At 53.2% G+C, this 13,789-nt stretch carries 13 protein-coding genes and 1 riboswitch; of the genes, 10 read left to right on the top strand and 3 right to left on the bottom strand.

Features of this window, described 5'->3' with window-relative positions; all coding sequences use genetic code 11:
• Nucleotides 1–46 precede the first annotated feature (46 nt).
• From GYMC10_RS19460 to GYMC10_RS19430, 7 genes are read left to right on the top strand one after another with little or no spacing between them, the layout of a single operon-like run.
• Nucleotides 47–973, top strand: a complete 927-nt coding sequence (locus tag GYMC10_RS19460; protein ID WP_015736129.1) for an ABC transporter permease subunit — start codon at nt 47–49, stop codon at nt 971–973.
• A gap of 12 nt (nt 974–985) precedes the next feature.
• The gene (locus GYMC10_RS19455) at nt 986–1,894 is read left to right on the top strand and encodes an ABC transporter permease (RefSeq protein ID WP_015736128.1); all 909 of its coding nucleotides are present in this window, start codon (nt 986–988) and stop codon (nt 1,892–1,894) included.
• 15 nt (nt 1,895–1,909) lie between these two features.
• The gene (locus tag GYMC10_RS19450; RefSeq protein ID WP_015736127.1) at nt 1,910–2,914 is read left to right on the top strand and encodes an ABC transporter ATP-binding protein; all 1,005 of its coding nucleotides are present in this window, start codon (nt 1,910–1,912) and stop codon (nt 2,912–2,914) included.
• A complete protein-coding gene (locus tag GYMC10_RS19445) occupies nt 2,911–3,900 on the top strand; it encodes an ABC transporter ATP-binding protein (protein ID WP_015736126.1) in 990 nt (329 codons plus the stop codon). The genes GYMC10_RS19450 and GYMC10_RS19445 overlap by 4 nt, the downstream gene beginning before the upstream one ends.
• 40 nt (nt 3,901–3,940) lie before the next feature.
• Nucleotides 3,941–5,401, top strand: coding sequence for a leucyl aminopeptidase family protein (locus tag GYMC10_RS19440; RefSeq protein ID WP_015736125.1), 1,461 nt, complete (start codon nt 3,941–3,943; stop codon nt 5,399–5,401).
• 30 nt (nt 5,402–5,431) lie between these two features.
• Entirely contained in the window at nt 5,432–6,118 is a 687-nt protein-coding gene (locus tag GYMC10_RS19435; RefSeq protein ID WP_015736124.1) for a copper homeostasis protein CutC, read from the top strand.
• Nucleotides 6,119–6,153: 35 nt separating this feature from the next.
• Nucleotides 6,154–7,107: an ROK family protein gene (locus GYMC10_RS19430; RefSeq protein ID WP_015736123.1), complete on the top strand. Its 954-nt coding sequence runs from the start codon at nt 6,154–6,156 to the stop codon at nt 7,105–7,107.
• Between the two features lie 304 nt (nt 7,108–7,411).
• Here the strand turns inward: GYMC10_RS19430 and GYMC10_RS19425 are convergent, their stop codons facing one another.
• A complete protein-coding gene (locus GYMC10_RS19425) occupies nt 7,412–7,939 on the bottom strand; it encodes a hypothetical protein (RefSeq protein WP_015736122.1) in 528 nt (175 codons plus the stop codon).
• Nucleotides 7,940–8,201: 262 nt separating this feature from the next.
• A riboswitch (cyclic di-AMP (ydaO/yuaA leader) is annotated at nt 8,202–8,335 on the top strand.
• Nucleotides 8,336–8,338: 3 nt separating this feature from the next.
• Between GYMC10_RS19425 and GYMC10_RS19420 the strand changes: the two genes are divergently transcribed.
• The gene (locus GYMC10_RS19420) at nt 8,339–8,815 is read left to right on the top strand and encodes a C40 family peptidase (RefSeq protein WP_015736121.1); all 477 of its coding nucleotides are present in this window, start codon (nt 8,339–8,341) and stop codon (nt 8,813–8,815) included.
• A 119-nt stretch (nt 8,816–8,934) separates the two neighbouring features.
• Here GYMC10_RS19420 and GYMC10_RS19415 read toward each other — a convergent pair whose 3' ends face one another.
• Nucleotides 8,935–10,209: a stalk domain-containing protein gene (locus GYMC10_RS19415; protein WP_015736120.1), complete on the bottom strand. Its 1,275-nt coding sequence runs from the start codon at nt 10,207–10,209 to the stop codon at nt 8,935–8,937.
• Nucleotides 10,210–10,431: 222 nt separating this feature from the next.
• Here GYMC10_RS19415 and GYMC10_RS19410 point away from each other — a divergent pair, with 222 nt between their 5' ends.
• The gene (locus GYMC10_RS19410; protein ID WP_015736119.1) at nt 10,432–10,821 is read left to right on the top strand and encodes a 2Fe-2S iron-sulfur cluster-binding protein; all 390 of its coding nucleotides are present in this window, start codon (nt 10,432–10,434) and stop codon (nt 10,819–10,821) included.
• Nucleotides 10,822–10,918: 97 nt separating this feature from the next.
• Here GYMC10_RS19410 and GYMC10_RS19405 read toward each other — a convergent pair whose 3' ends face one another.
• Entirely contained in the window at nt 10,919–11,776 is an 858-nt protein-coding gene (locus GYMC10_RS19405; protein ID WP_015736118.1) for an AraC family transcriptional regulator, read from the bottom strand.
• Between the two features lie 202 nt (nt 11,777–11,978).
• Here GYMC10_RS19405 and GYMC10_RS19400 point away from each other — a divergent pair, with 202 nt between their 5' ends.
• Complete coding sequence (locus GYMC10_RS19400) at nt 11,979–13,772, top strand: L-fucose isomerase (RefSeq protein WP_009592101.1); 1,794 nt, start codon at nt 11,979–11,981, stop codon at nt 13,770–13,772.
• Nucleotides 13,773–13,789: the final 17 nt, after the last annotated feature.

The raw sequence follows: 13,789 nt of genomic DNA, 5'->3' as shown, positions 1-13,789 counted from the left end.
GCCCATCGTATTTTAAAAGCTGGCATGTTGAAAGGAGGCACATCCTTTGGGAAGATATGCAATTCAGAGGCTGCTGGGTGTAATCCCGCTGTTGTTCGTTGTATCCATCCTTGTATTTATGTTCATTCACCTGATTCCTGGAGATCCGGCACGGCTTGTTGCAGGTAAGGATGCCACCCTTGAGGAGATCAACGGGATTCGAGAGCAGCTAGGCTTGAACTTGCCGCTATGGCAGCAGTATGTAAACTACATGAGTGATCTGTTGAAGGGTGACTTGGGTGTATCCGTTACTTCCGGCTTACCGGTGACGGACATGTTGGAAAGCCGCTTTTTCCCGACGATTGTCCTGACCTTTACCAGCCTTGGCTGGGCACTGGTCATTGGTCTGATTATTGGTATCATATCTGCCGTCAACCGCGGCAAGTGGCCGGACTATCTCGGAATGTTGACTGCGATATCCGGTATTTCCCTGCCAGGCTTCTGGCTTGGTCTTGTCCTGATTCAAATTTTCTCCGTGGAGCTGGGCTGGTTCCCTACAGGAGGCGTCGACAGCTGGCAATCCTATATTTTGCCTTCCTTTACGCTGGGAGCGGGGATTATGTCCATGCTGGCGAGATACTCCCGTACTTCGATGCTAGAAACGATGCGCGAGGATTATGTCCGGACGGGACGGGCGAAGGGTCTGCGGGAATTCGTCGTTGTCGGAAGACACGCGCTGCGCAACTCCCTGATTCAGGTCGTGACCGTAGCGGGCCTTCAGTTCGGATTTTTGCTGGGCGGCTCGGTTATGGTCGAGACGGTGTTCAGTATTCCCGGCATGGGGCGTCTCTTGGTAGATTCCATCGCGTTCCGGGATTACACCGTGATTCAAGCGCTTCTATTGCTGTTCGCAGCTGAATTTATCCTGATAAACCTGATTGTTGATTTATTGTACGGTGTACTGAATCCAAAAATCCGGTATGCATCGAAATAGGAGGGGGAACCCATGAGCGACAATTCAACAGTGACGGTCCATTCCTCCGCGCCGGAGGATATGCTTGCAAAGAGCCAGGCAACTGGCAAATTCAGAGCGTTTACAACTAAATTCATGAAGCAAAAGCTTGCCGTAATATCAAGCGGATTTATCTTGTTACTACTTGTGCTGGCGGTGATCGGTCCGCATATCGTTCCGTATCCTCCGAATGAGCCGAACTATGATGCGATGATGCAAGGCCCGTCGGCTGCTCATTGGGCAGGTACGGATGAGTACGGCCGTGATATTCTGAGCCGCTTGATTGACGGAACAAGGTTGACCATGGCGGTCAGTTTAAGCGCTGTTTTTATATCCGCAATTCTCGGTACGATTCTTGGTCTGATTAGCGGCTACTATGGCGGGTGGCTGGATCGCCTCATCATGCGGGGCAGTGACGTCATGTTCTCGTTCCCTGACCTGCTGCTGGCCATCGGTATCGTGGCGATACTGGGGCCGGGCTTATCCAATGTAGTCATCGCGGTGGCGGTCTTCGGGACCCCGTCGTTTGCCAGAATCATTCGAAGCGTGACGCTCTCCGCAAAGGAATCTTTATATGTAGAGGCAGCACGGTCCATGGGTGCCAAGCATAACCGGATTATCTGGAAACATATTTTCCCCGAGACGGTTCCCAGCATTATCGTCAACGTATCGATGAGAATCGGCGGCGCCATACTGGCGGCTTCCTCGTTAAGCTTTCTCGGCCTCGGGGCCAAGCCGACGGAACCGGACTGGGGCGCCATGCTCAGCATGGGTCGGGACTACTTGAGTATTGCACCCCATATCGTATATTACCCGGGGCTTCTCATATTCCTGACCGTGCTCGCATTCAACCTGATCGGTGACGGACTGAATGATGCCCTTGATCCGAAGACGAAAAACTAATAGGGGGGATAGATCGTGACGCAAACATTGCTTGAAGTTAAAGGTCTCAAAACCGAATTCAAACGCGATGGCTCATCGGTGCTTGCCGTAGCAGGCGTGGATTTTCACATCAATAAAGGCGAAGTGCTCGGGCTCGTGGGTGAATCCGGATGCGGCAAAAGCGTGACCTCCCTGTCCATCATGAGGCTTCTTAAAGACACGCCCGGCCGAATATCCGGGGGCTCGGTAAGCTTTGAGGGCAAGGATCTCGTACAAATGTCGGAAAAAGAAATGCGCCGCTATCGCGGAAACGAGCTGGCCATGATCTTCCAGGAGCCGATGACGTCGCTGAATCCCGTCCTTCGGATCGGGAAGCAACTGGAGGAAGCGATTATGCTGCACTTGGGATACGGCCGCAAAAAAGCGCGGCAGCATGCCATCGATTCGCTCAAACTCGTTGGCATTCCGCGGGCGGACGAGGTCGTGGACGACTATCCGCACCAATTGTCCGGCGGCATGCGCCAGCGGGTCATGATTGCGATGGCGATGTCGTGCAATCCGAAGCTGCTGATCGCGGACGAGCCGACTACCGCCCTGGACGTTACGATTCAGGCTCAAATCCTGGATCTGATGAATCGGCTCAAGACGGAACAGGAAATGGGCATGCTGCTCATTACCCATGACCTTGGCGTTGTGGCTGAAATGTGTGACCGGGTGGTTGTCATGTACGCTGGCCGGGTCGTCGAAGAGGCGACGGTCGAGGAATTGTTTGAGAACCCTCAGCATCCGTACACCAAAGGACTCATTAATTCGGTCCCCAAGCTTAGACAAAAGGTGCGCCGCTTGGAATCCATTCCCGGGAATGTGCCGGATCTGCGGAATATGCCGCAAGGCTGCAAATTTGCTCCGCGGTGTCCGTTTGTCATGGAGCAGTGCCTCTCCCGGGAGCCGGAGCTTCTCCCCGTAGTAAATGAAGAACATCGCAAAAGCCGCTGCTGGCTGACACAGGAAGGTCATTCGAAGGGAGGAGAAACCGCATGAAAGAAACACCTTTATTAGAAGTAAAAAACTTGCAGAAATCATTCACGGTGAAAAAAGGGTTCTTCGGTACGTCCAAGCAGCTCCGTGCCGTGGATGGCATCTCCTTCGCAATCCATAAGGGCGAGACCTTCAGCCTGGTTGGCGAGAGCGGCTGCGGCAAATCGACGACCGGCCGGCTGGTGACCCGACTGCTGACGCCGAATAGCGGCGAAGTGATTTTTAACGGAACCGACATTAGCGGATACAACGAGAATCAGATGCGTCCGCTGCGCAAAGACATGCAGATGGTCTTTCAGGATCCGTACGCTTCCCTTAATCCAAGAATGAAAGTCAAAGAGCTCGTAGCGGAACCCTTGTTGATTCATACCAAGCTGAGTTCCAAAGAGCGCGATAAACTGGCTTGCGAGCTGTTGGAAACGGTCGGTTTGAACAGCTTCCATGCCGAACGCTTCGCCCATGAGTTCAGCGGCGGGCAGCGCCAGCGCATCGGCATTGCCCGAGCCTTGTCCGTGCGCCCCAATCTGATTGTAGCCGACGAGCCTGTATCGGCACTGGACGTATCCATTCAATCCCAGGTATTGAACCTGCTGCAGGATCTTCAGGAAGAATACGGCCTGACCTATCTGTTCATCTCCCATGATCTCAGCGTGGTAGAGCATATCAGCGACCGGATCGGCGTTATGTATCTGGGCGCGCTCGTGGAGACGGCCGATAAGGATACGCTGTACGATCGCCCGCTTCATCCTTACACGCAAGCGCTGTTGTCGTCGGTGCCGGTTCCGGATCCGAAGCAGAAGAAGGAACGGATCATTCTAAAGGGGGATCTGCCGAGCCCGGTCAATCCGCCGACAGGCTGCCGATTCCATACCCGCTGTCCTTCCTGCATGGAAGTATGCAAACAGATTACGCCTGTATACCGTGAGATTGAGCCGGGACATCAGGTGGCTTGCCATTTATATGACGAAGAAATCATGAAGAAGGCGTAACAGACCGCGATTTTCTCATAAAAGGAGGTAAGGGCTCGATATGAACATTACCATCGATGAAGTTCAGCTGGCAGATACTTCGATCTATGCGGTTTATGAGGGTGAGGAGTCTCATTACCGCGTAACGGAATCCCGGAAGCAAAGCAAGACGCTGACCTGGTTCTATGGACGTTCCGAGCACGAGTCGGACGATCTCGTTGCCGGAATGGGGCAACGTTCGAACCTCACTTCGGAGCAAGTGCGAAGAACGGGCGCTTCGGCCGCGAGAGCGCTGCTCAAGGAGAATAAATCAAGCGCCGTGCTGATCCGACCGGCAGCCCGCGATGTCGGGGTAACTCCAGGTATCTCGGCGGAGGAAGAGCTCCAAGCGTGGCTGGAAGGCTGGCTGTACGGATTGTATCAATTCAATAAGCATCGCGGGGTTACGGCCAATCTACAGGCCCTGTCTCTTCATCTTCGACAAGATGATTGGGAAGGGCTTTCCCGTGAAGATATGGAAGCCGTCATCCGGACGGCGGAAATCCGGATCGAAGGAACGCAGCTCACCCGAGACTTGGTGAATGAATCACCCGAGACGTTAAATCCGGAGGCGTTTGTTGCGGTCGTTGAGGATCGTTTCAAAAAAGCGCCCGTAGACCTTCATGTATACCGCGGTCAAGAGCTTCACGACCGGCAGATGAACGGACTGATCGCCGTGGGTGCCGGCAGCAAATACGAGCCTGCCATGATCGAGATTTCCTACAATGGAGCGGAATCCGGGAAGGAATACCCTCATATCGTGCTTATCGGCAAAGGCGTTACCTTTGATATGGGCGGCATGAACGTTAAGATCGGCCGAGACATCAGCGATGCCCGCATGGATATGGGCGGCGCAGCCGCCGTCGTGGGCGCCATGGATATACTGGTATCGCGGAAATCTCCGGTACGGGTTACGGCATTGATCGCCGTAGCGGATAATTTATCGGGGCCGGATGCGATGCTTCCTTCTTCCGTCGTTCACTATCCGAACGGCTTGAGCGTTCAGGTGGCGAATACTGATGGGGAAGGAAGATTGATCATTGCGGACGCGCTGCTGCACGCGGCCCATCTTAACGCAGACAAGGTGATCGATATCGCAACTCTTACCGGCAATGTCGGTGCGGCATTGGGCTTGGAAATTGCCGGCATTTGGGGCGATCAAGAGATAACGGCCGATTTGGTTGAGATCGGGGAGCGCAACGGAGAGCGCTTATGGCCCATGCCGCTGATGGACGAGTATGAATCCGAGCTTAGAAGCGATTATGCCGACCTGAGGAATGTCGGCACGTCGACTTTGGCAGGTGCCATAACGGCTGCGTTGTTTATCCGCCATTTTGTGGCGGAGACCATGAAATGGGTGCATATCGATATGGCAGGCACGGTCCAGTATAAACGGGAATTCCCTCACTCCGCGGCAGGGGCTACCGGCTATGGAGCCAGGCTGCTGGCGGACTATGTGGAGAAGCAGTTTCGCCCTGCATAAGCGAACCAACGACAGTAAGGAGTGAAGAACATGCTGCTTGAAATTATCGCAACATGCGTGGACGATGCCATCACAGCCGAGAAGAATGGCGCGGACCGTCTGGAATTGATCACGGCGATCACCGAAGGCGGGCTCACGCCGGGCATCGGTCTCGTGGAAGAGGTCGTGAAAGCCGTTCGGATTCCGGTCCATGTGATGGTAAGGCCCCATAGCAGATCCTTTGTGTATAACGCGCTGGATATAGCAACCATGGTTGCGGAGGTTAAGGCGATCCGCAAGGCGGGTGCGGCTGGCGTGGTCCTTGGCATGCTGACTCCGGAAGGAAAGATCGACGAGGCCGCCTTGGCCCAAATGCTGGAATGGACGGGCGATATGCAGGTGACATTCCACCGGGCTTTTGATGAATTGGAGGATCAATTCGAAGGGCTGCGTACATTGCAGAAATATCCGGCCGTCACCCGCGTCTTGACGTCGGGAGGACCGCAGCCGGCACCGCAAGCGATCCCGAGGATTCGCGAGCTTGTGGAACAAGCCGCAGGCACCGGGCTTAAGATTTTGGCCGGGAATGGCCTGAAGTGGGAAATCATACGCGATTTCATCGACCAGACCGGCGTGAGCGAGGTTCATTTCGGCTCAGCTGTCCGGTATGGCCGATCAGGGCTGAAGCCCATTGATCCGGTTGAACTGCGATCCTTGGCTGACAGCTTACATCAATAGAAGTAGCAAACCTATCGGAAACAGGTGAACAAAAATTGCAAACCGAATGGAATAAACAGCAAGAATTTGTGGTTGGCGTTGACCTTGGGGGTACGAAGATCGCGGCAGCGCTCTTTGATTCCGAAGGACAGCTGCTGAACCGGGAGCAAATGGAGACAGCCGGAGCGCGTACGGCCGAGGAAGTGGTCGCGAGAATTACGAACATGATTCGCAGCGTGTCGGGCGGCCACCCGCTTCGAGGCGTAGGCATGGCTTCGCCGGGAACGGTTAACAGCCGGGAGGGCATTGTCATTCACGGCACGAATTTGCCGGAATGGACCAACGTCCCTCTCAAAGCCTGGATGGAACGAGATCTGAATACGGAAGTACAAGTGCTGAATGATGCCAATGCAGCCGCATGGGGCGAATATGTAAGAGGTGCCGGCCGAGGGTCGACGAACATGGTTTACGTGACGCTCAGCACAGGCATCGGTTCAGGCATCGTGCTGGATGGCAAGCTGTTTCTGGGCAGCAATTCCTTTGCAGGGGAACTTGGGCATCATATCATTGATCCCAGCGGTCCGCAGTGCAATTGCGGCAGCCATGGCTGCTGGGAGGTGTTTGCTTCAGGAACGGCCATCGGCCTGGCAGCATCCCAGCGGATGCTTACCCAGACCAGCGTTATTTCTGAACTGGCCGCAGCCGATGGAGGCGTGAACGCCAGGCATGTATTCGAGGCTAAACGTCTTCATGACCCCGTCGCAGTGGAGGTCATCGATCGTGCCGTCTATTACATGGCACTTGGACTGGTTAACGTCATTCACAGCTTCAACCCCGATCGCATCGTGGTTGGCGGGGGTGTGAGCAGAGCAGGCGAGCTTCTTTTCCCGCAGCTTCGGGAAATGACGGATAAGCTGGTCATGCCGTCCTATCTAGGAACCTACGAGATCGTTCCTGCGGGACTGCGGGACGATGTTGGCCTGGTGGGAGCCGCAGCCTTGTTCCAATAATATATTCGTAAGAAAAGGCAACAAAAGCCGCCCTCAAGGGCGGCTTTCTGATTATTCATGAAGAGAGCGGGAAACGGAGCGATCATATTTGCGTAAGCGAAGTCCGTAACTTGTGACAGGTGATAGGCGTAAACCGTAAGCCGTCATCCGTTTTCACTGGAGTCGAGTTTTTGGTTTCCTATTAGGTTTGTTTGTATCCGACAAACAATAAGCGGTTGCCCGCACTTTCCCGCCCGCCGACGGAAGCCGCCGGCTCCAAACCCGCACGCGAGGCGGCCTGCAGGCTTGGAGCCGGCGGCTTCCGCTATTCCATGTATTTTGATGCGTCGAACGTAATCATGCTCGTATGGTTGGCATGCTCGATCAGTGAGGAGAGCCTGGTCACTTCGCGTTCCTTCTTGCGCGCCTGCGCCTGATAAGCTTCCGGATCGTATAAGGCCACGTTAAACAGCGTTACGGCGCCATCTCCGCTTCCCCGGCCGCTCTGGCGCTCCAGCTTCTTGCGGGAGCCGAGATGGGCAAGCTGTCCGATATCGCTGCGCATTTGTTTGGCGAGCTCGATCGCCTCCATGATGGTCATGTCGGAGCCGTTCCAACTAATGGTCTGCGTCGTGTTGGAGATTGCCATCAGCAGATCCAGCTTTCTGTAATCCGCTGCGGCGGCTTCGATCTCTTCCGTAATGGCATCCACGCTGCGTGCAGGATACTCCGCCGTTTCCCCTTTTTCAATGATCGTGCTGCTGTTGTTCAAGCGTTCCGACATCAATTGATTCATGAGACGGTTGATTGCTGCCCGGACTGCCAAAGCTTCAGCCATCGTAATTTGACTCATAAGCGAAGGATCACCTCTTTGATTTCTTGTCTGAATATGTAAACGTTCCGAACTGCAAAAAAGTTGCATGCCCGTTAACAAAACGTCGCCGGAGGTTCGATGGAGTGTTACATAATTGTCATGAGTATACGAGATGGCATAATGAAAAAACATGAAAATTTTCAGCCTATACGACATTGATTAACATATAGTGATAGATTTCTAGGATATTATTGACAGCATCCTTGCTTGTATACTATATTAAGAGAAGGTTACAAAATGTTAATGAATTTTGCCGAATTTCGTTTGTGAAAACGGGGGAACCGTCTTGGGTGAATTATTCTTGTACCATAGAGAGTATAGGGAACCTTCAACCGAACCCTTAGCTAACTCCGTAGGCATCGAAGGAGAGAACGTATTTTGAAGAAATTTGTCATCACATTGCTTGGGTCTGCAATTATTTTTTCTTCTGGTGCCGTATCAGCTTATGCTGATCAACAACCGAATTTTCAGCATCAAGTGAAGCAATTGGTAGGAACGCCTTATAAATGGGGCGGAACAACGACAAGCGGATTTGATTGCTCCGGATTTATTCTGTATATGTTTAGAAATTTCGACATGGATCTTCCGCGCACATCCCAGAGTCAGGCTAAAGCCGGGGTTCATGTGGATCGCGAGGATCTGAGAGTCGGAGATTTGGTATTCTTCAATACAAGCGGCAGCGGCATTTCCCATGCGGGCGTTTACATTGGAGATGGACAATTTGCGCATGCTTCCAGCAGCAAGGGCGTAAGAATCAGCAAGCTTAGCGACTCCTATTACGAACCGCGTTATGTTACGGCGCGCCGTGTATTGAGTCAAGAGAACTATGCTAAACTGGTAGGAAGCGCAAGCTAATTGGAATACGCAGTTTAGAGTTCGATACATAACCGGAAAGCCTGACAAGAGATGATCTTGTCAGGCTTTCTTTTTTATTGAAGATCATAATTTGGGTCTCTACGAAAGGACTCACTAGATTATTCCTTTACGACAGAGGCATTCACGGCGGCTTCCATGCCATTATTATAGGAACGGAACAAGCCCAGACGCCAGAAGGCGGCACCTTTCAGATCATAGCGCTTGGCCAAGCCGAGCTTATCGTCGACGGATGTGGCCGTTTCGCTGCTTAAGCTGATGCCGAGCAGGAGCTTCTGCTTAGGAACGCCTGCCTGAAGTGCCTGCTGAATGGCTTGGTCCACCAGACTGTTGGGTTCAGGAACCTGGGCTTTGGTGCCAACCGGATTGTACTGATACGCCATGACGATGAGATCATCGGCAAGGGAGGCCAGCGTCTTGTAATCATAGCCTTTATAGGCGCTGTTCAATGGCGGAACGGCTAAGGACAGAGCAATGTCGCTCGGCAATGCGGCTTTCAATTGCTTGACGTAATCATTAAGCAGCTTCTGCTGCTTCGCGGCATCCAGTTTAAAACCGAGCCCTTCGAAATCAAGCACCACGCCGCCGAATCCGTTATCCGCCACCGCAGTCGTGATGCCCTCAATGGACTTTTGGCGAAGGCTGCTGTCGCTGAGGACTTTGGTTAATTCGCCGTTTCCGTCCAAAGCGTAAACCATAAGGTACGGTTTAATCTCCCGATCCGCAGCATCCGCAACAATCGATTGCGGAGTCACGTCGCCGGCCGCCGCAGGCAGACGATACTCGTCGCCTTGAAGCGTAAACTGACCTTCCCGATCAATGCGGCTCCAGCCGAAGGCGACTGAATTCATGGATGCTACGAGATCCCGCTCTTGGAAAGATTGCAAAGCGTAAAAGGCTCTTAGATGCATTTCGCGCTGCGGCGACACGAGGGAGACCGTGCGAGTCGCCTGATTCCAGCCGACATTAACGCCGAATTGGCTGCTGAACGAGCTGAGCGGAATCAGAACGCGGCCTTCCCGCTGGACAGGGGGAGCGGCCAGCTTCACTTTTTTACCGTTGACGGTTGCGCTCGAGCTCCCGACTTGAAGCAGCACTTCCGTCGTTTGACCTTTCACCTCGCCAATGGCCTTCACCGTTTGGGTCTTGCTGTTCCACGTGATTTGAATGCCCAGCGCCTCACCGACCGTCCGGAACGGCACGTAAGTGACCCCTTTGTCTATCCTGGGAGCCGCATCGAATGTAAGCGCAACGTCATCCAGCTTGACCGAAATGGCAGGCGCAGCCTGTACCTGGCCGATATGGGGAGCGGTTCCGAGCAGAGATAAGGCAAGAACGGCAGCGACGGCTGTTTTTCCTATTGGTTTATGCAGCATGCTATTGTTTTCCCTCCAACCCAATAAAATAATAGAATGATTCTCATAGAATATGGGATTTGCTCTAGCATACGCTAGTATAGCAAAATTTTCATAGAGTTCCAATTGCATGATGTCATAGAATCGATAAGAGTAAGCATGTTGATTTTTTAAACTTTCCAGTATAATAATTGAAGGAATTCATACATAACCTGATGATTACATGCATAGGGGGATAAAGGCGTGTTTAAATTCTGGAAAAACAAAAAGGGCGAGAACAGCGGAGAGAAATCGTCGCTCCCGGCAGCGGAAGAGAGAATGGAAGCCGTGCCGGACCGGATCATCGAGCTTACGGGCCGCGAGGTTCAGCGTAGCGTGGCCCCTGTTCTGGGCATGACGGTGCTTGACTTGGCCGAGCGGAATGAGGTGGATTGGAACTCTTTTTGCAAAAGAGGGACATGTGCGCGCTGCCGCTGCATGGTGGTGGAGGGAATCGAGTATCTGTCCGAACCCAATCTGGCCGAAGAACGGCGCCTGGATCCGGAAGAAATCGAAGAGGGGTACCGTCTCGGATGCCAGAGCAGGATCGAAACGGTCGGCCCCGTCAAAATCAAGCATGCTCCATACTTTTGACGATATAGAATGACAAATAACAGTAATATATAAAAAGCAGGCAGCCGTACCATTGCGGCTGCCTGCTTTATCGAAAGGAAAACAATCGAAAATTCCTTCACTCCACGGCCAATTTGCTCTGTTCCCGGAACGAGCTTGGCGTTTGACCGGTAATTTTCTTGAACAACATCGAGAAATACTTGTCGTTGCCGTAGCCGACCTGGGAAGCAACCTCGTGCACCGGCATTTCGGAATCCGCCAGCAGGCGCTTGGCCTCTTCAATTCGGCGGGATATCAAGTAATTGAAGGGGGAATCGCCGACTTCTTTTTTGAACAGATGGGATAAATAATGCTGGCTGACATACATCGTATCGGCAATGTCCTTGAGGCTGATGCTCTGGGTGTAGTTGGCGTCGATAAAGTGCTTGGTCCGCAGCGCGATTTCATTCTTGCCCTTCAAGGATTGGAATTGGTGTTTAACGTCCACGATGCGATAAATCACGGTAATCAATGACATCAGCAGGTTCGTGCTCAGCGTTTCATATCCAAGTACCTGCGAATCGCATTCGCGGAGGATCTCGGAAAGATAGCTCTCCACTTTATAAGCGTATTTCTCGCAGGATATGACCGGCTCGACATAGGCCGGCAGCAGCATCCCCTGAGGCACCCCTTCAATGTGAAGCGAATCCACGCCGCAATAGATTACCTTGAATGGCCCGTCCGTGATGGATTTCTCCTCATGGGGAATGCCGGGGTTATAGATGGCGACATCGCCTTTATGAAGCTCATATACTTTACCTGCTATGGTGAATTCTCCGCGTCCTTCAACCACATAGATGATCTCGCAGAAATCGTGGATTTGCGGCGGGCCATAAAAGAAGTCCTCGTCCACGACCTGGCCGGCAAAGAGCAGCTGCGGATTTTTGATGAAGCGGAAGTGATCGCTTTTACTATGCGAGATTTCGATTTTTGGCACGGTCTCGTCCCTCCTGAAAGCAGCATCCTTTTCCTATTATAATGCATATTGCTCCTCGATGCCGAAATCGTTTGCAACCCGCTGACGAATAGGTACACTGTCTTGCTGAAATTGGGGACCGATATAACAACATAGTGGGTTATCCTTGAGCCCGAATCAACTTACAATGATGTCATAATCCTTATAGGGAGGCGTGACATACATGACAATTGAAAACGATTACAGATGGCGGGACGGATTTCCGAAAATCGGCATTCGCCCTACGATAGATGGCAGACGGAGAGGGGTAAGGGAATCCCTTGAGGAACAGACCATGAATCTGGCCAAGGCCGTCGCCGAGATGCTGACGAAAGAGCTTAAATATCCGAATGGCGAGCCGGTTGAATGCGTGATTGCGGATACTTGCATCGGCGGCGTTGCCGAAGCGACCGCAGCGGCCAAGAAGTTCAAGAATGCCGAGGTCGGCCTGACGATAACCGTTACGCCTTGCTGGTGTTACGGAACGGAAACGATGGATGCGGATCCTTCGCGTCCGAAGGCGGTATGGGGCTTCAACGGAACAGGGCGTCCGGGCGCGGTGTATTTGGCAGCCGTCTTGTCGGCCCATGCGCAGAAGGGACTTCCCGCATTCGGCATCTATGGCGAAGACGTTCAGGATGAAGGGGATACCCGCATTCCGGATGACGTTCAAGAGAAACTCCTGCGTTTTGCGCGGAGCGGGCTGGCTGCGGCCTATATGCGCGGACAATCGTACCTGTCCATGGGCTCGGTGTCAATGGGCATCGCCGGCTCGATCGTGGACGACAGCTTCTTCCAGGAATATCTGGGCATGCGGAACGAATATGTGGATATGAGCGAGTTTACGCGCCGTTTGGAAGAAGGAATCTATGATCCTGAAGAATATGAGAAGGCGCTTGCTTGGGTGAAGGAGAACTGTACCGAAGGACCGGATAACAATCCGGATCATCTGCAGAACAGCCGGGAGCGCAAGGATCTCGAATGGGAAACCGTCGTCAAAATGACGCTGATCACCCGTGATTTGATGATCGGCAATCCGCGATTGAAGGAGCTTGGTTTCGAAGAGGAAGCCCAAGGCCACAGCGCGATCGCTTCCGGCTTCCAGGGGCAGCGCCAATGGACGGATCACTCCCCGAACGGAGACTTTCTGGAGACCATCCTCAATTCCTCCTTCGATTGGAACGGCAGACGTTCGCCCTATATCGTGGCAACGGAGAATGACAGCCTGAACGGAGTCGGCATGCTGTTCGGATACCTGTTAACCAATACGGCACAGATTTTCGCGGATGTGCGGACGTACTGGAGTCCGGCTTCGGTAGAACGGGTTACCGGCTATAAGCTTGAAGGCAAGGCGGAGAACGGCATCCTGCATTTGATCAATTCCGGTTCGGCTGCACTGGACGGAACGGGCGAGCAGGAGCTTGACGGCAAACCGGCCATGAAACCGTTCTGGGATATCACGGATGAAGAGGTTGACCGCACGCTCAAGGCCACGCAGTGGAGACCGGCTAACCTGGAGTATTTCCGGGGCGGCGGCTACTCGACCGACTACCTGACGCGCGGCGGCATGCCGATGACGATGTTCCGCCTTAACCTGGTGAAAGGACTGGGTCCCGTCCTGCAAATCGCCGAAGGCTATTCCGTGGATCTGCCGTCGGAGGTGCACGATACGCTCGATAAGCGTACAGACCCGACATGGCCAACGACCTGGTTCGTACCGAACCTCACGGGAGAGGGAGCCTTCTCCAGCGTTTATGAGGTCATGAACCAGTGGGGCGCCAATCACGGCGTGATCAGTTACGGACATATCGGAGCAGATCTTATCACCCTGGCTTCGGTGCTGCGAATTCCGGTCAACATGCATAATGTGCCTGCTAACGAGGTGTTCCGTCCGCGTGCCTGGGGCATGTTTGGAACGTCCGATCCGGAAAGCGCCGATTTCCGCGCTTGCCAGAACTTCGGTCCTCTATATAAATAAGGTCATTCGAGAGGAGA

The organism is Paenibacillus sp. Y412MC10 (genome assembly GCF_000024685.1).
GTDB classification, from domain to species: Bacteria; Bacillota; Bacilli; order Paenibacillales; family Paenibacillaceae; genus Paenibacillus_AQ; species Paenibacillus_AQ lautus_A.
The sequence above is the reverse complement of the archived record's forward strand: the minus strand, read 5'-3'. Positions and strand labels throughout refer to the sequence as shown.